Origin of the sequence: Serratia sp. Z4, assembly GCF_009900725.1 — a bacterium.
Taxonomy (GTDB): Bacteria; Pseudomonadota; Gammaproteobacteria; order Enterobacterales; family Enterobacteriaceae; genus Serratia; species Serratia nematodiphila.
On record NZ_JAAABD010000002.1, the window covers coordinates 623906 to 640872 of the forward strand.

At 62.1% G+C, this 16967-nt stretch carries 14 protein-coding genes; all 14 read left to right on the plus strand.

The window, feature by feature from the left end; genetic code table 11:
* Positions 1–171 precede the first annotated feature (171 nt).
* Complete coding sequence (locus GT753_RS10855) at positions 172–2724, plus strand: DUF2169 domain-containing protein (protein WP_160125582.1); 2553 nt, start codon at positions 172–174, stop codon at positions 2722–2724.
* A complete protein-coding gene (locus tag GT753_RS10860) occupies positions 2721–3788 on the plus strand; it encodes a pentapeptide repeat-containing protein (protein ID WP_076740728.1) in 1068 nt (355 codons plus the stop codon). Before GT753_RS10855 ends, GT753_RS10860 begins: the two co-directional genes overlap by 4 nt.
* A gap of 30 nt (positions 3789–3818) precedes the next feature.
* Positions 3819–4454, plus strand: a complete 636-nt coding sequence (locus GT753_RS10865) for a DUF3540 domain-containing protein (protein ID WP_015378275.1) — start codon at positions 3819–3821, stop codon at positions 4452–4454.
* 15 nt (positions 4455–4469) lie between these two features.
* A complete protein-coding gene (locus GT753_RS10870; protein ID WP_004934933.1) occupies positions 4470–4862 on the plus strand; it encodes a DUF4150 domain-containing protein in 393 nt (130 codons plus the stop codon).
* Between the two features lie 48 nt (positions 4863–4910).
* Entirely contained in the window at positions 4911–5411 is a 501-nt protein-coding gene (gene tagV, locus GT753_RS10875; protein WP_160125583.1) for a type VI secretion system accessory protein TagV, read from the plus strand.
* A 29-nt stretch (positions 5412–5440) separates the two neighbouring features.
* Complete coding sequence (gene tssJ, locus GT753_RS10880) at positions 5441–5971, plus strand: type VI secretion system lipoprotein TssJ (RefSeq protein ID WP_015378277.1); 531 nt, start codon at positions 5441–5443, stop codon at positions 5969–5971.
* A gap of 40 nt (positions 5972–6011) precedes the next feature.
* The gene (gene tssK, locus GT753_RS10885; RefSeq protein ID WP_075684525.1) at positions 6012–7358 is read left to right on the plus strand and encodes a type VI secretion system baseplate subunit TssK; all 1347 of its coding nucleotides are present in this window, start codon (positions 6012–6014) and stop codon (positions 7356–7358) included.
* Between the two features lie 21 nt (positions 7359–7379).
* Positions 7380–8582 carry a DotU family type VI secretion system protein gene (locus GT753_RS10890; RefSeq protein WP_004934945.1) on the plus strand — a complete coding sequence of 401 codons (1203 nt, stop codon included), beginning with the start codon at positions 7380–7382 and terminating at the stop codon, positions 8580–8582.
* Positions 8582–12217 (plus strand): type VI secretion system membrane subunit TssM, encoded by a 3636-nt coding sequence (gene tssM / locus GT753_RS10895; RefSeq protein WP_160125584.1) that lies wholly within the window; start codon positions 8582–8584, stop codon positions 12215–12217. Before GT753_RS10890 ends, tssM begins: the two co-directional genes overlap by 1 nt.
* 18 nt (positions 12218–12235) lie before the next feature.
* Positions 12236–12955: a type VI secretion system-associated protein TagF gene (tagF, locus tag GT753_RS10900; RefSeq protein WP_004934950.1), complete on the plus strand. Its 720-nt coding sequence runs from the start codon at positions 12236–12238 to the stop codon at positions 12953–12955.
* Positions 12956–12978: 23 nt separating this feature from the next.
* Entirely contained in the window at positions 12979–14010 is a 1032-nt protein-coding gene (tssA, locus tag GT753_RS10905; protein WP_076740727.1) for a type VI secretion system protein TssA, read from the plus strand.
* A 122-nt stretch (positions 14011–14132) separates the two neighbouring features.
* Positions 14133–14669 carry a type VI secretion system contractile sheath small subunit gene (tssB, locus tag GT753_RS10910; RefSeq protein WP_015378282.1) on the plus strand — a complete coding sequence of 179 codons (537 nt, stop codon included), beginning with the start codon at positions 14133–14135 and terminating at the stop codon, positions 14667–14669.
* A 3-nt stretch (positions 14670–14672) separates the two neighbouring features.
* On the plus strand, positions 14673–16178 hold the full coding sequence (gene tssC, locus GT753_RS10915; protein WP_004934958.1) for a type VI secretion system contractile sheath large subunit: 1506 nt from the start codon (positions 14673–14675) through the stop codon (positions 16176–16178).
* A gap of 304 nt (positions 16179–16482) precedes the next feature.
* Positions 16483–16965 carry a type VI secretion system tube protein Hcp gene (locus GT753_RS10920; RefSeq protein ID WP_004934962.1) on the plus strand — a complete coding sequence of 161 codons (483 nt, stop codon included), beginning with the start codon at positions 16483–16485 and terminating at the stop codon, positions 16963–16965.
* Positions 16966–16967 lie beyond the last annotated feature (2 nt).

A 16967-nucleotide genomic window follows, 5' to 3' on the forward strand; every position in this document is an offset into this window, starting at 1 on the left:
TCATCCATTTCGAAGCGGGGCGCTCCCCGCATTGGCGATCGGCTCTGAACGCCGCATCGTTTTCTTCATCTGTTGTGACATAGCCTGATATCTATTAAACCGAAAAACGGATTGTTTTTGAGCAAGCAGCCTGGCTGCCGGCTGATATCCACAGGAAGCTTTACACACACAATGAAAGTCGTAAAACCTCTGCGCCTCAGCGCGCTTCATCGTCCCTTCTCTTGGCAAGGGCAAAACCATCTGGGCGTTTCCGTTTTGGCCTTGGCCGACATGGGGGCAGCCCCGCGCCTGCGTCCCGAACCGGAGTTGTGGCAGTTGGCCGCCGACGAACTCACGTTGAGCGGCGGCGTGCTCGATTTGGCTATCCCAAAAGCCTGCGCGGAGTTTCTCGCCACCGGCAATGCCTACACCCATCATCAACAAGACAAAACCGCTTGCGCCGTGAAGATCCAGCTTGATTCGCTGGAAAAAACGCTGGTGGTTTTCGGCGATCGCCATTGGATCAACGATCGTCCCTCTACTCCCCTCCCTTTTTCAGAAATGCGTCTGGACTGGCGCCGGGCTTACGGCGGCGCACAGTTCGCCGATAATCCGCACGGCATCGGCGCCACCCCAGAAACATTTCCGCAAGGCCGCATCCATCGTCTACCCAATGTTGAACCCCTGCAGGGGCGCCTTGCGTCTTCTCGGCAAAGCGCGCAACCGGCAAGCTTTGACGCGTTGGATATCACCTGGCCGCGCCGCTTCTCCCGCATCGGCAAAAACTACGACGCCGACTGGTTGAAAAACGGCTTTCCCGGCTTCGCCAACGATATCGACTGGCGCCTGTTCAACATGGCGGAAAGCGATCAGCAGTTTCCTCAACGCGACAGCTTGCCGCCCCGGGCCGCCTATCGGATTTGGAACATGCACCCTTCAGAACCGGTGCAGCAAGGGCATTTGCCGCCGTGGCGCGCGCGCTGCTTCATCAACCGGCTGCGCGGCGGCGAAACGCATTTCGAAGAGATCGCGATGCGCCACACCACCGTCTGGTTCTTCCCCCATCGGGAACAGATGCTGCTGATTTATCAGGGCAGCGCACGCATCAATGAAGACGATGCCGCCGACGTGATGCAGCTGATGCCGGCCCTGGAAACCGAAGGCGAGCCCCGCTCCACCGCGCATTATCGGCAGGTATTGGCCCAGCGGCTGGATAAAGAACGGGGTGCTCTGCACGCTTTTCGTGAGCAAGAGTTGTTGCCGGAGGCGTGCATCGGCGCCTGGCTGGATACGGAAACGCCGACGCAGCAAAGCCCGATGGCGGAAAATATCGCCGCCTACGAGCACCAGCAACGCGAAGAGCATCGCCAGCGTCTGCTGCGCGAGGGGCAAGACATTGATGAACTTTTCCCGCACCCGTCGCAAGAGGCGCCGCCGAAGCTGGACCAGCTCGCCGAATTCGTCGAGCGTCTGGAAAGCCAGGCCGAGGCGCAGTATCAGGACATGCTCAAGCTGACGCAAGCCGAGGGTATCGATCCGCTCAATCCCGGTGGGGATCACGTGCCGCCATCCGGTGCGGAAAGCTACCAGCAGCAACGCGATCTGCTGTTCCAGGAGGCACGCCGGCATCCTGACGCATTTAGCGATAAACAGCGTGGGGAAAGCGAACGCGCGCTGCACCAAATGTATTTAATGTCGGCACAGGCGCAAAGCCCTGCACTGCGCCTGCGTGGCGATCTGGCGCAAATCATTCGCCAACGCGTCGCCGCCGCCATGCTGCGCGATAAGGATCTCAGCGGCCTGGATCTCACCGGCGCCGATCTGTCCGGCATGGATCTCTGCCAGGCTAACTTGCGCGGCGCTTTGCTGGAAAACGCCAATCTGCGCCAAACCCAATTGGTGGGTTGCGATCTTCGCGAGGCGATGTTGGCGCGCGCCGATCTCAGCGGCGCCGTCTTACAGCAGGCCGATTTGAGCCACGCCTCCTTAGCCCTGGCGAAATGTGAAGCGACGGATTTCGGCGGCGCGCAGTTGCACGAAACCAACATCCAGCAAACGTTGTTTCAACGCTGCGATTTCACTATGGCGTCGTTACGCGACTTGCTGGGGTACGAAACCCTGCTCGGGCAGTGTGACTTCAACCGCGCCACGCTGGCCAACATTACGCTGATGGAGCTGCAACTGGAGCAACTGACATTCAGCCACGCCCGGCTCGACAAAGTCAGCTTCGTCAAATGCCGGCTGCTGGCGGTGAACTTCGATCGGGCGCGGCTAGAGAGCTGCGCCTGGGTTGATACCGAGACGCAAAGCCTCAGCTTCCGCGCCGCACGCCTCACCGCCTGCGCCTTCGCGGCAAAGACGCTGTTGCCGCAGGCGGATTTCAGCGACGCGACGCTGAACCAGTGCAATTTGCGCCAGATGCCGTTGCAGCGGGCTAATTTCAGCCGTGCGCGCCTCGACAACTGCGACCTGTCGGAAGCCCGGCTGAACGAGGCCGATTTCCGTCAGGCCAACGGCAGCGGCAGCCTGTTCATTCGCTGCGATCTGTCCAAGGCCAACCTGCGCGACGCCAATTTCATCGCGGCGATCCTGCAAAAATGCGTGCTGTCAGGCGCCGACCTGCAGGGCACCAATCTGTTCCGGGCCGATTTGTCGCAGTCGCAAGTGGATCAGGCGACCCGGCTCGACGGTGCCTATACCGCCAGGGTGAAAACCTTGCCTCGCCACAACGGGAAGGAAGTATGACGTCAAAACCTGAGCAGATACGCCAGCGCGTGAAACGCGGCGAGCTGATTGCCGGTGAGGATTTGCACGGCCTGTCATTCGCCGGTATGGATTTGGCCGGCGGCATGTTCAACGAACTGAACCTGAACGGCGTGAACTTCTCCGATTGCGATCTGCGCGACAGCGTCTTCAGCGATTGTCGGCTCGAACACGCTCAATTTGCGCGGGCGAACCTGAAGCAAACGGCCTTCAATCAGTGCGCCATGGCGGGCGGCCGCTTCAGCGAGAGCCATATCGAACTGACGATGTTCAACGACTGCCGGCTTGAACAGAGCGACTTTAGCCGGCTGTCGCTCAACCAAAGCCACTGGATGTCATGCCAATTGGCCGGCGCGAATTTTTCCGCCACTCAGCACGATCGCACCACCTTTTACGAAAGCCCGCTCGACGGCGCAGATTTAAGCCATACGAGGCTGTCACTTGTCACGTTCTTTCGATTAAATCTCTGTGAAACAAGGTTTGAAGGGGTTGATTTCGACCGCGTCACGTTTTTCGAATGTGATCACCGCGGCAAAAGTTACGCCGGGCAGCGTCTCATCGCCTGCCAGTTTACCGATAACCAACTGGACGACGTCGATTTCAGCCAGGCGACGTTGCGTCAAAGCAACTTCAAGGGCGCTTCGCTGCTGCGCGCCAACCTGACGGGCGTGCAAGCGCAGCAGTCACTGTGGCTGGAGGCCAATCTGACCCACGCGCAGTGCCGCAGCGGGCAGTTCGATCAGGCGATCTTCAGCGAAGCGACGCTGGACGCCGCCAACTTTAGCCAGGCGCGCCTGTATCAATGCGTGTTCCAGCGCAGCCGCGCGGCGCGCTGTGATTTCAGCGACAGCGACCTGACCTACGCCGACTTCTGTTACGCCGACATCGGCGCCGCCGATTTCCGGCGCGCGCGTTTTATGCGCACCCGCATGCACCGCGCCCACCAGCAGCAAACGCGCTGGGGCGATCGCAGCGGGATCCTCGAGCGCGACGAAGAACTGTACGCCGCCGAAACCTGGAGCGCACAGCGCCAGAGCCGAATCTGAATGCATTGACCACTTCACGAGGGGATCACCATGAGCGTTGCCAACACAACTCGCGCCGTCAACATCGCACCGCCCCAGCAGGCCGCCGGCCAGGTCGTCAACCTGTTGCCGGACGGCAGCCTGGTGGTGGAGTGCGAAGGCCGCGGCTGGCATTGCCGCCGGGCGGCGAGCTGCCTGCTGACGCCGGCCCTCGGCGATAACGTGCTGGTCGCCGGCTGCGGCCATCAGCTGTGGGCGATCGCCGTCCTTGAGCGCGCAGAGCCGCAAAGCGCGGCGCGGCTCTGCGTCGCAGGCGATCTGCACATTGAAACGCCGAACGGCTCTCTGTCGCTGCACGGCGCGCAGGCGCTGAACCTGAGCGGCGACGCCATGACGTTGCAAGCGAACAGCGGCGACTGCCACGTCGACAAGATGAAATACAGCGGCGAAGAGCTGTCGGCCTTCGTCAGCCTCAGCCGCCTGGTCGGCAAACGCTGCGAGTCGCTGTGGCATTCGGTCAGCCAGATCAGCCATTCGCTGTTCCGCAAAGTGCGCCAGACCGAGCACGTGCGCGCCGGGCAGCTGGATTACCAGGCGGAAGATTACGCCCGCATTCATGCGCGCAACACGCTGATTACCTCGAAAGACATCACCAAGCTGGATTCGGAACAAATCCACGTCGGATAACCTGCGGAGGCCTTTATGTTTGCCAACAGCCAAATGATCGGCGTGGACCTGGCGTTTCCCGACGTCTGTCTGACGCCAAGCCCGGCGCCGGTGCCCGTGCCTTACCCGGATATCGCCCTGGCGCCGACCGCCATCCCGAATGCGTTCAACATTCTGTTCGTCGGCACCCCGGCACACAACATGGCGACGGTGACGCCCCTGACCAACGGCGACAACCCCGGCGTGGCCACCGGCGTCGCTTCCGGCACGGTAATGGGGCCGTCCCGCCACCTGACCGGCGCCTTTACCGTGCTGCTCAAAGGCACCCCGGCCACCCGGTTGACCAGCCTCAGCCTGCAGAATTCCACCAACGCGCTCGGCATGCGCATCGTGCCGAGCCAATTAAAAGTGTTGCTGCTTGCGCCCTGATGACGGCGCCTTATTACACAGCCATTCAATCAAGAAAAAGAGGACATTGTGAAAACACGGATTACCCTGACGCTGCTGACCGCCCTGATGCTTGCCGGTTGCTCCACCCCGCCGCCACCGCCGCCGGCGCTCAATAACGACGCCATCATCAGCAGTGAAGTCAATGGCGTCACGCTAAAGCACCGCGCCGCGGTGAGCGCGCCGAAACAGTTCAAGCCGATCGGTGAGGAATACCGCAGCCTGTACGCCGCCAGCATCATGAGCAGCCCCGATTATACCGGCACCGCCGTCGGCAGCCTGGACAACGCCGCCGCGTTCTACGCGCTGGGCGAAGTGGAAAACAACTGGCTGGCGATCTCCGCCATTCGCGGCGGCGACCTGGTGGGTTATATCCAGGCCAACGCCGGCGTGCCGGAAGCGCGCTACAAATCAACGCTGCGCAAAGATCTGCCGCGCCGCGCGCGCGCCGCCAAACAGGACTGCGTCAAAGTCGGCGGCGACAGCAAGGCGTGTAAAAACGCCGGCTCAGCCACCTGGATCCTCCAGTAGTCAGTACACCTGCGGGCGACGAGATTCCCATGATGACGACCCCTATCGCTTCCCGCTGGTGCGGGATGCTGTTTCTGCTGCTGGGCGCGTTGGCGCTCGGCGGTTGCATGTCTTCCGCCAAAAGCGTGCCGTCGCGCTACAGCCTGGTGTTCGATGCCGATCGCCAGGTCAACGCCGCCGCCGGCGCGCAACCGGCGCCGATAAAAATTCGCGTGCTGCTGCTGCGTTCGGATGCGGAATTCATGGATGCCGACTTCTTCAGTCTGCAAAACGACGCCAAAAGCGTGCTCGGCAATAGCCTGCTGGACAGCGATCAGTTCTTCCTGACGCCGGGCCAGACCGGCAAGACGCTCGGCGGGCAAAGCGCATTGGACGCACGTTACATCGGCGTGATCGCCGAGTATCAAAACCTGGACGGCAAGGCCTGGCGCATTTCGCTGCCGCTGCCGGAGCCCACCGAAACCAATTTCTACAAGGTATGGCAATTCTCGCCGGATGAGCTGGAAGCGCATATCGTCGCGGGCGTGAATGGCCTGCGCCCCGTAAAAAAGGTCGACTGATCTACCGCTGCGCTGAAGCGAAGTAACTATAGGTGTGATGATGAAAGATGCTCATAAGGTTGTCTGGACTGAGGGGATGTTTTTACGCCCTCACCATTTCCAGCAGGCGGAAAACTATCTCGAAGGCTATATGCGCAACTGGGGCCAGGCCCACAGCGGCTGTTTCTGGGGGTTCCTGACCCTGGATCTGGACCAAACGCTGCTGCGCCAGGGCAAGATTGCGCTCAACGCCGCCAGCGGCATCATGCCGGACGGCACGCCGTTTCGCTTTGCCGGTGCCCAGCAGGCGCCCGCGCCGCTGAGCATCGCCGACAACAAGACCGGTGAAAACGTGGTGCTGGCCCTGCCGACTTACCGCGCAGGGCGTGAAGACGTGATCTTTCAGGAAAGCCCGGAAGCGCTGGCGCGCTATCTGGCCTACGAGAACGAAGTCGACGATCTCAACGCCGTCTCGGTGGGCAGCGCGGCGCTGCAGTTCGGCCGCCTGCGCCTGCGGCTGATGCTGGAGAGCGAGCTGAACGCCGAATGGACGGCGCTCGGCGTCACCCGCGTGCTGGAAAAGCGCGGCGACAACAGCCTGCGTCTTGATACGGCGCAAATCCCGCCGATGCTGAACTGTCAGGGCAACCCGGTACTGAAGACCTTCATCAACGATCTGCAGGGCCTGCTGCAACAGCGCAGCCAGCAGATGAGTCAACGCCTGCTGCAGCCGGGCCGCGGCGGCAGTTCCGAAATGGTCGATTTCATGCTGCTGCAGCTGATCAACCGCCATCTCGGTCAGGTGAGCCATGCCTACCACCTCGACCATCTGCACCCGGAGCGCCTGTTCGCCGATTGGCTGCAGTTCGCCACCGAACTCGCCAGCTTCTCGGCGCAGCGCACCCCGGAAGGCCGCCTGCCGGTGTACGACCACGACAACCTGGCGCTGTGCTTCGGTAAGCTGATGCTGTTGCTGCGTCAAGGATTGTCAGTGGTGCTGGAAGACAACGCCATTCAGCTGACGCTGGTCGAACGATCCCACGGGTTGAACGTCGCCACCGTGCAGGACACCAAAATGATGCGCGACTTCGGTTTCGTCTTGGCAGTGCGCGCCGACGTGGCCGCCGAGGTGTTGCTGACCCACTTCCCGGCGCAAATGAAGATCGCCCCGGTCACGCGCATCCGCGATCTGGTGCAGCTGCAGCTGCCGGGCATCGGTCTGCGCACCATGCCCGTCGCGCCGCGCCAGATCCCTTATCACGCCGGCTATACCTATTTCGAGCTGGAAAAAGGCGGCGACCTGTGGAAACAGATGGAAAAATCCAGCGCCTTCGCCCTGCATCTGGCCGGCGAGTTCCCGGGGCTGGACATGGAATTTTGGGCGATTCGCAGCCATACGGACCGGTAACCTATGACTCAGGAAAATAGCATGGCGCCGGCGGCCAATCCGCTGGTGGACGCCGCCAACCCGCTGCTGAACGCCATTTCGCAGATCCGCCAGTCGGCCACGCACGCCAACCCGGCGCAGCTGCGCCAACAGCTGATCGACGAAATGCGCCGCTTCGAGATCCGCGGCCAACGCGCCAATCTGCCGTACGAAGTGATCATCGGCGCGCGTTATTGCCTGTGCACCGCGCTGGATGAAGCGGCGGCGCTGACCCCGTGGGGCAGCAACAGCGTGTGGTCCGGCAGCGGGCTGCTGGTGACCTTCCATAACGAAACCTGGGGCGGCGAAAAGTTTTTCCAGCTGCTGGCCAAGCTGTCGCAGAGTCCGCGTGAGCACATCAACCTGCTGGAACTGATCAATTATTGCCTGCTGCTGGGCTTTGAAGGCCGCTATCGGGTGATGGAAAACGGCCGTTCTCAGCTGGAAACCATGAAACAGCGCTTGCTGCAGCTGATCCGGACGGTGCGCGGCGGCTACGCCCCTCCCCTGTCGCCTCATGCGTTGGATCTGCCGGTACAGCAAAAACTGTGGCGCCCGCTGGTGCCGCTGTGGGCCTGCGTGGCGCTGACCGGCTTCCTGGCTTCGCTGCTGTTCATCGCCCTCAACTGGCGGCTGGGCGACAACACCAGCCCGGTGCTGGCGGCGATTTACCAAACCAATCTGCCGCAGGTGGCGATCGGTAACCCGGCGCCGGCCGCGCCGCCGACGCTGAGCCTGAAAAGCTTCCTGCGCAAAGAGATCGCCGAAGGGCTGGTGGTGGTGCGCGACGAAGCGCAGCAAAGCGTGGTGATCCTAAAAGGCGACGGGCTGTTCGACTCCGCCGCCACCACGGTGCGCGCCAACTATATCCCGGTCATCGACCGCATCGCCGCCGCCATGAACGGCGTCAGCGGCAAGATCCTGGTCACCGGCTACAGCGACAACCTGCCGATCCGCAGCGCCCGTTTCGCCTCCAACTGGGAGCTGTCGCTGGCGCGCGCCGAAGCGGTCAGCGCCCGCTTGCAAAAACACCTCGCCAACCCGCAGCGGGTCAAGGCCGAGGGCCGCGGCGAGAGCAACCCCGTCGCGCCGAACGATAACAAAGTGAACCGCGCGTTGAACCGCCGGGTAGAAATTACGCTGTTGGTCGCCCCGGAAAACACCCAGGCGGAAATCAACGGCTTGCCGCAAGGAACCGGAAAGTAATGCTCAGTACGTTATTCTCCATCATCACCAGCCGCCTGCTGTGGGGCTTTGTCGGCATTACCGCGCTGGCGTTCATCATCTGGATGATCGGCCCGCTGGTGGCCATCGGCGACTATCGCCCGCTGGAGCCGGAACTCAACCGCCAGATCGCCATTGGCGTCATCTACCTGATCTGGTTCCTGTGCCGCCTGATCCCGCGCCTCTACAGCGCCTGGTTCAACAGCCGCCTGCTGAGCAACCTGCGCGCCGCCGAAACGGTGCCGGCGGAAGACGGCAAGCCCGAGGTTAAACAAGACGATCAGCTGGCGCAGCGCTTCGACGAAGCGGCGCAGCTGCTGAAAAAGGCGCGCTTCGCCCCGGGCCAGGGCGACGGCAAACACCGCTGGATGACCCGCTTTAGCCGCCAATACCTGTACCAACTGCCGTGGTATGTGATCATCGGCGCGCCCGGCGCCGGCAAGACCACCGCGCTGGTCAATTCCGGCCTGCACTTCCCGCTCGCGGATCGCTTCGGCAAATCCGCGCTGCGCGGCGTGGGCGGCACCCGCAACTGCGACTGGTGGTTTACCAACGACGCCGTGTTGCTCGACACCGCCGGCCGCTACACCACCCAGGAAAGCCAGCGCGAAGAAGACGCCGGCGAATGGCAAAGCTTCGTCGCGCTGCTGAAAAAATATCGCACCCGCCAGCCAATCAACGGCGTGATGGTCACCATCAGCGTCGCCGATCTGCTGAGCGACAGCGCCGAAGCGCGCGCCGCCCAGGCCAGCGCGCTGCGCAAACGCCTGATCGAACTGTACGAACAGCTGGGCATTCACTTCCCGGTCTATGTGCTGGTGACCAAAACCGACCTGCTCAACGGCTTTATGGCCTATTTCGGCAGCTTCGACAAAGCGCAGCGCGACCAGATCTGGGGATTCACCTTCCCTTACGAACGCTCGCGGCAGCCGGACTTCAACCTGAACGCCGCCTTCGAACAGCAATATGCCCTGCTGCAACAACGGCTGGATGCGGCGCTGCCGGATACGCTGCTGATGGAGCACGACGCGCGCCAACGCGCCGAAAGCTATCTGTTCCCGCAGGAATTCGCCGCGCTGCGCCCGCTGCTCGGCCACTATCTGGAACAGGTGTTCGCCACCTCCAGTTTTGAAACCCGCTTTACCCCGCGCGGCATCTATTTCACCAGCGGCACCCAAGAGGGGCTGCCGTTCGACCGGGTGATGGGCGAACTGAACCGCTACCTGCAGCTGCCGACGGCCAACTCAGGGGCGCAGGCCAACGCGGCCTGGGACAGCGTGGGCCAGGAAACGCCGATCCCGGCGGCCAAGGGCCAGAGCTTCTTCCTGAAAGAGACGCTGGAATCGGTGATCTTCCAGGAGTCTGGGCTGGCGGGCAGCAACCGCTGGTGGGAATACCGCAACCGCGCCCTGCACTGGGCGGGTTACATCGCGCTGGCGGTGGTCCTGGCGGTGCTGGCGATGCTCTGGTTCACCAGCTACGGCAACAACAAGGCCTACCTGGCGGAAGTGGCCGCCAAGGTGCCCGGCGTCGAGCGCCAGGGGCAAAACCTGACGCAGGTGGGCAACGGCGACATGTTCTCGCTGCTGCCGTTCCTCAACAGCCTGCTGCACCTGCCGGACAGCCAGAACTTTTCGCTGGACGATCCGCCGTTCACTTACCGCATGGGGCTGTTCCGCGGCGATCAGGTCGGTGACGCCGGCAATGCCCTGTATCAAAAAGCGCTGAAAGAGCTGCTGCTGCCGCAGGTGGCGCAACAGATCGCCACCACGCTGCGCAACGATAACCACGGCGACGCGGACTTCAGCTATGAAGCTTTGAAGGCCTACCAGATGCTGTATCTGCCGAAGCAGTACGACGGCAAATTCCTGCGCGCCTGGGTGATGCTCAACCTGCAGCGCAACCTGCCGCAGGGCAGCACCCAAAAACAGCTGCAACAGATCGAATGGCACCTGAGCCAACTGCTGGATGCGCAGATCCAGGCCTCGCCCTACGCCAAAGATGAACAGCTGGTGGCGCAGGCGCAGGCCGCCATCAATCGGGCGCCGCTGTCGCAGCGCGTCTATGGCCGCCTCAAGCGCTTGCTGCTGAAACAGACCGACATCAAGCCGGTCAGCCTGGTCGATTTGGCCGGCCCGCAGACCGAGCTGGCGTTCAGCCGCAAAAGCGGCAAACCGGTCACCGACGGCGTGCCGGGCCTGTTCACCTCGCAAGGGTACTGGAAAGCGTTCAACGACAACATCGATCCGGTGACCGATACCCTGCGCAAGGAAGACGTCTGGGTGTTGAACAGCCAGACGCCGGAGCAGAAGAGCGCCGATTTGACCAAGACCATCCGCCAGCTGTACATGCAGGATTTCATCAGCGCCTGGGATGAGCTGCTGGGGGATATCCAACTGGCCAACATCGGCAACCTGACCCAACGCATCAGCAGCGCGCGCCTGCTGTCAGGCAACCCGTCGCCGATGCGCAACCTGCTGGTCAACGTCAGCAAAAACGTCACCCTGCGCGACGAGAAAAGCGACGCCGATTCCCGCTCGCTGCTGGCCAAAACCGAAGACAGGCTGAATCAAAACGCCAACCGCACGCTGGAGGCGCTGTTCACCAACCGGCCGGCCAACGCCGACGGCGACGTGTCGGCCCAGCCGGAACAGCTGGTGATGGCGCACTTCGCGCCGCTGCTGGAGCTGGCGCAAAGCCAGGGCGAAGGCAATAAGGCGATCCCTTTCGACAGCGTGCTGAAACAGGTCGATGAGCTGTACAGCTACCTGACGGCGGTGCAAGGCGCGGCCAACAGCGGCATGTCGGCGCCGCCGAGCGACATCATCCCGCGCCTGCAGGCCGAGTCCGGCCGCTTGCCGGTGCCGTTCAAACAGATGCTGCTGTCACTGGCGATCGGCGCCAGCAGCGACACCCAGCGCAAAGAGATGGAGAACGTGAAAAAGCGCATCAGCTTCGAGGTCGGCAGCTTCTGCCGCCAGGCGATCGCCGGGCGTTATCCGCTGGTGGCCCGGGCGCGCCAGGAAGTGACGCCGGACGATTTGGCGCGCATGTTCGCGCCGAACAGCGGGCTGATGGACAGCTTCTTCCGCGACAACCTGCAGGGCAAGGTCGACACTACCCGCGCCAACTGGCGCTTTACCCCCGGCGTGGACGGCAAGACGCTGCCCGGCGGCGAAGGCATCCTGCGTTCGTTCCAGCAGGCGCAGCGCATCCGCGACGCCTTCTTCGCCAACGGTACCGCGACGCCCTCGTACCGCGTGACCGTGCGGCCGGTGCGGATGGATAACGACATCCTCAACCTGACGCTGGATATCGACGGGCAGCTGTTCAAATACAGCCACGGCCCGCAGGTGCCGCTGGTGGTCAGTTGGCCGGGCACCCGCAATACCAACCAGGTGCATCTGCAGCTGGCGCTGGCCAACGGCACCACCGCCAGCCTGGTGACCAGCGGGCCGTGGGCGCTGAACCGCCTGGTGGATATGGCGCAGTCTTCGGGCACCGGCGGCCTCGGCCGTCAGGCGACGTTCAATCTCGACGGCCACCGCGTCACGCTGGAGTTCACGCCCAACAGCATTCGCAATCCGTTCCAACTGCCGGCCTTCTCGTGCCCGTAGCCCCGAAAGGACATGACCATGAGCACTGATTCAAGCGCCCCGACGAGCATCGGCTGGTACGGCAAACTTCCTTCCGCCGGTGACTTCCTGCAACGCCGTTTGCCTGACCCGGTGATCAACAACTGGGCCCACTGGTTCCATAACGGGCTGGTGAATTTGCAGCGCGATGCGCAGGGGCCAAACGATCACCCGTTCAGCAACGCGCCGGTGTGGAACTTCGTGATCCCCGCCACGCTCGGCAGCCAGTACGTGCAGATGGGCTGCCTGTTGCCGGCGCGCGACCGCGTCGGGCGGCGTTACCCCATCTGCGCGCTGCGCCTGTTCAGCCAACAGGATTGGCGCCCGCAACAGCTGAACATGGCGGCGAGCTGGTACCAACAGCTCGGCCATACCCTGCTGAACGGCGTGCGCAACGGCTTCTCCGCCGAACAGATCGACCGCACGCTGCAGGCGATCCCGGCGCTGCCCAGCCCGCCGGCGGAAGCGGACTCCGAGATATTGTCGATTATCGGGTTCCAGCATCCGGACGTACCGGGCCTCGGCTGGCAACAGGCCGCCGACTGTTTCGATCCGGCGCAGTACACCAGCTTCTGGTGGACCAATCAGGCCGACGGACACCCGCTCTACACCCACGTGCACAGCGGCAACCTCACCGTGCAGCTGTTTTCACTGCTGTTCGAGCCCAACGGCTGGGCGCGCCCCGGCCGCGGCGGCCAGTACCCGCAAATGTTTGATTAACATCGCTCGTTGAAGGAAATTTTATGGCTATCGACACCGATACCCTGCTGGCCCCGGTTGACGCGGACACGCCCTGCGGCGACAACCTGGAATACGACGCTGACTTTCTGGCCATGGCGCGCGCCGCCACCGGCAAAGCCGAACAGCAATTCGGCAGCACCATCATTCCGGAAGAAGCGCCGGATTGGGTGCAGGTCGAGCGTCTCGCAAGCTCGCTGCTGGCGCGCACCAAAGACCTGCGCGTCATGCTGTATCTCACCCGCGCCTGGACCCAGCTGCGCGGATTGCCGGGCTATGCCGACGGGCTGACGCTGATCCACCAGGCGATACTCCGCTACTGGGATGCCCTGCAGCCGCCGCTGGAGTTCGACGGCGAGGCCGACCCGCTGTTTCGCATCAACGCGCTGGCCGACCTTGGCGACAAGGCCGCGCTGGCCGCCAGCGTGCGCGCCGCGTCGCTGCTGAAAAGCGCCGCCGGTGAAATCTCGTTGCGCGATGCCGGCGCCCTGCTCGACGGCAGCAAGCAAGAGTGCCCCAACTTTCCCGGCGGCCGCGCACGGCTGCAGGATGAGCTGGCGCAACAGGATCGCCCCGAAGGCGCGCTGGTGATGCACATCGCCAACACCCTGGCCGCCATACGCAGCGAAGTCACCCGCCATCTGGGTGAAAGCGCGCTGCCGGAAATGAGCGCGCTGACCAAGGTCTTTTCGTTGGTGGCGCTCGCCGGCCAGAGCGAGCCCCCGGCCGCCACCGAAGCGGACGCCACACAGGAAACCGCCGCTGAGCAACCACCGGCCGCCGTGCAGAGCGCCTCTGCCCCACTCAACTGGCGCAGCGCGCAGATCCAGTCGCGCGACGACGCCCAGCTGATGCTGGACAAGGTGAAAAACTATTTTCGTCTTCATGAGCCAAGCCACCCGGCGCCGCTGATGATCGATCGGGTCCAGCGGCTGATTGCGCTGGACTTTATGCAAATCGTCCGCGATTTGGCGCCCGATGGGCTTAACCAACTGGAGACCATTCTCGGTCGCCCCGACCACGAGGAGAACAGCTAGCCGCCGACTTTTGTTCTCTTGACGACACCCGATACCGTCTGCCCCTGCGCAGACCCGAATCAGAACCTGACTCTCCCAGCCGGACGAGGCGCGTTCCCAATCGCCATTAGATGGAGTAAATCATGTCAAACTCGAAATCCCGCAGCGGGCAGAAATTCATCGCCCGCAACCGCGCGCCGCGCGTACAGATTGAATACGATGTCGAAATTTATGGCGCAGAGCGCAAAATCCAGCTGCCGTTCGTGATGGGCGTGATGGCGGATCTGGTGGGGAAAGCGGTCGATCCGCAAGCCAGCGTGGAAGAGCGCAAGTTCATGGAAATCGACGTCGACAACTTCGACGAGCGCATGAAATCGCTGAAGCCGCGCGTCGCTTACCAGGTTGACAATACCCTGACCGGCGAAGGCAAGCTGAACATCGATCTGACCTTCGAAAGCATGGAAGACTTCTCCCCCGCCGCTATCGCCCGCAAGGTCGACGCGCTGGACAATCTGCTGGACGCCCGCACCCAGCTTTCCAACCTGCTGTCCTACATGGACGGTAAAAACGGCGCCGAGGAGCTGATCTCCAAGATCCTGCAAAACCCGGCGCTGCTGAAATCCCTGACCGACGCGCCGAAGCCGGCGGTTAACGATGACAACAACGAGCGTGAGGATTAATCGATGAGCAACTCGCCTCAGCAACAGAATGCGTTGCAAACCACCGAGACTTTTTCCAGCGATGAGTTCAGCGCGCTGTTGAACAAAGAGTTCCGGCCGAAGACCGATCAGGCCAAAGAAGCGGTCGAGAACGCGGTGAAAACGCTGGCGCAGCAGGCGCTGGAAAATACCGTCACCGTTTCTTCCGACGCCTACCGCACCATCCAGGCGCTGATCGCGGAAATCGACGAAAAGCTGTCGCAGCAGATCAACCAGATCATTCACCACGACGATTTCCAGAAGCTGGAAGGCGCGTGGCACGGCCTGCACTACCTGGTTAACAACTCTGAAACCGACGAGATGCTGAAGATCCGCTTCATGAGCATTTCCAAGCAGGAGCTGGGCCGCACGCTGAAGCGTTATAAAGGCGTGGGCTGGGATCAGAGCCCGATCTTCAAGAAAATCTACGAAGAAGAGTATGGCCAGTTCGGCGGCGAGCCGTTCGGCTGCCTGGTGGGCGACTACTACTTCGATCACAGCCCGCAGGACGTGGAGCTGCTGGGCGAAATGGCCAAGATCGGCGCCGCCTCGCACTGCCCGTTCATCGCCGGCACCGCACCGAGCGTGATGCAGATGGAGTCCTGGCAGGAGCTCTCCAACCCGCGCGATCTGACCAAGATTTTCCAGAACACCGAGTACGCCGCCTGGCGCAGCCTGCGCGAATCGGAAGACGCGCGCTACCTGGGCCTGGTGATGCCGCGCTTCCTGGCGCGCCTGCCGTATGGCATCCGCACCAACCCGGTGGACGAGTTTGACTTCGAAGAAGATACCGACGGCGCGACCCACGGCAACTACACCTGGACCAACGCCGCCTACGCCATGGCCGCCAACATCAACCGTTCGTTCAAAGAGTTCGGCTGGTGCACCGCCATTCGCGGGGTGGAATCCGGCGGCGCGGTGGAGAACCTGCCGTGCCACACCTTCCCGAGCGACGACGGCGGCGTGGACATGAAGTGCCCGACCGAGATCGCCATCAGCGATCGTCGCGAAGCCGAGCTGGCCAAAAACGGCTTTATGCCGCTGGTGCACCGCAAAAACTCCGACTTCGCCGCCTTTATCGGCGCGCAGTCGCTGCAGAAGCCGGCGGAATACTACGACGCCGACGCCTCTGCCAACGCCCAGCTTTCCGCGCGCCTGCCGTACCTGTTCGCCTGCTGCCGCTTCGCGCATTACCTGAAGTGCATCGTGCGCGACAAAATTGGCTCCTTCCGCGAGCGCGACGACATGGAGCGCTGGCTGAACGACTGGATCATGAACTACGTGGACGGCGATCCGGCCAACTCCTCGCAGGAAACCAAGTCGCGCAAACCGCTGGCCGCGGCGGAAGTGCAGGTGGAAGAGATTGAAGACAACCCTGGCTACTACAGCGCCAAGTTCTTCCTGCGCCCGCACTACCAGCTGGAAGGCTTGACCGTTTCCCTGCGCCTGGTGTCGAAGCTGCCTTCGCTGAAACAAAACGACGCGTCCTGATGGACTGAAGTCAGGCCGCGGTAGTGCGGCCTGGCTGATGTATCAATCTCATCGTCAGCCTATCGCAGAAAACCCGGCTCGCATGTGGAACCAAGATAACGCGAAATAATTAAGCATTGAGCCATTAGCACTTAATAGTGGCTCGGTAACCCGTACCGATAGTTTTCGGTATTTAAGAAGGTGCATGGCACAAGGATATAAATTGGTAATGCATTACCACACTTGCAATTCCTGCTGCTATTACCTGAGTTTTTCAACGTAACGTTAATACTACTGTTAACCCTTAATAAAGAGTGAAGAAACTATGGCTATTGATATGTTCCTGAAAGTTGAAGGTGCCAGCGGCGAATCCAAAGATTCGAATCACAAAGGCTGGACCGACATTACTTCTTTCTCCTGGGGCGCTTCTCAACCGGGCAATATGGGCGTTGGCGGCGGCGGTGGCGCCGGTAAAGTGTGCTTCAACGATCTGCACGTCAACGCGCTGATCGACAAGTCAACCCCGGCCTTGCTGAAACACTGCTCAAGCGGCAAACACCTGACCAAGATTGAGCTGTCGGTTTGCAAGGCGGGCGGCACCCAGGTTGAATACGCAAAAATCACTCTGGAAGACGTGCTGGTCACCGCCGTGCAGTACACCGGTGCAGGCGGCGAAGACACCGTGGGCGTCACCTACTCCTTCCAGGCGGCGAAAGTGAAACAGCAGTACTGGGAGCAGAGCGACAAAGGCGGCAAAGGCGCCGAAAGCAGCGCAGGTTGGAACATCAAGGAAAACCGCGAAGCTTAATT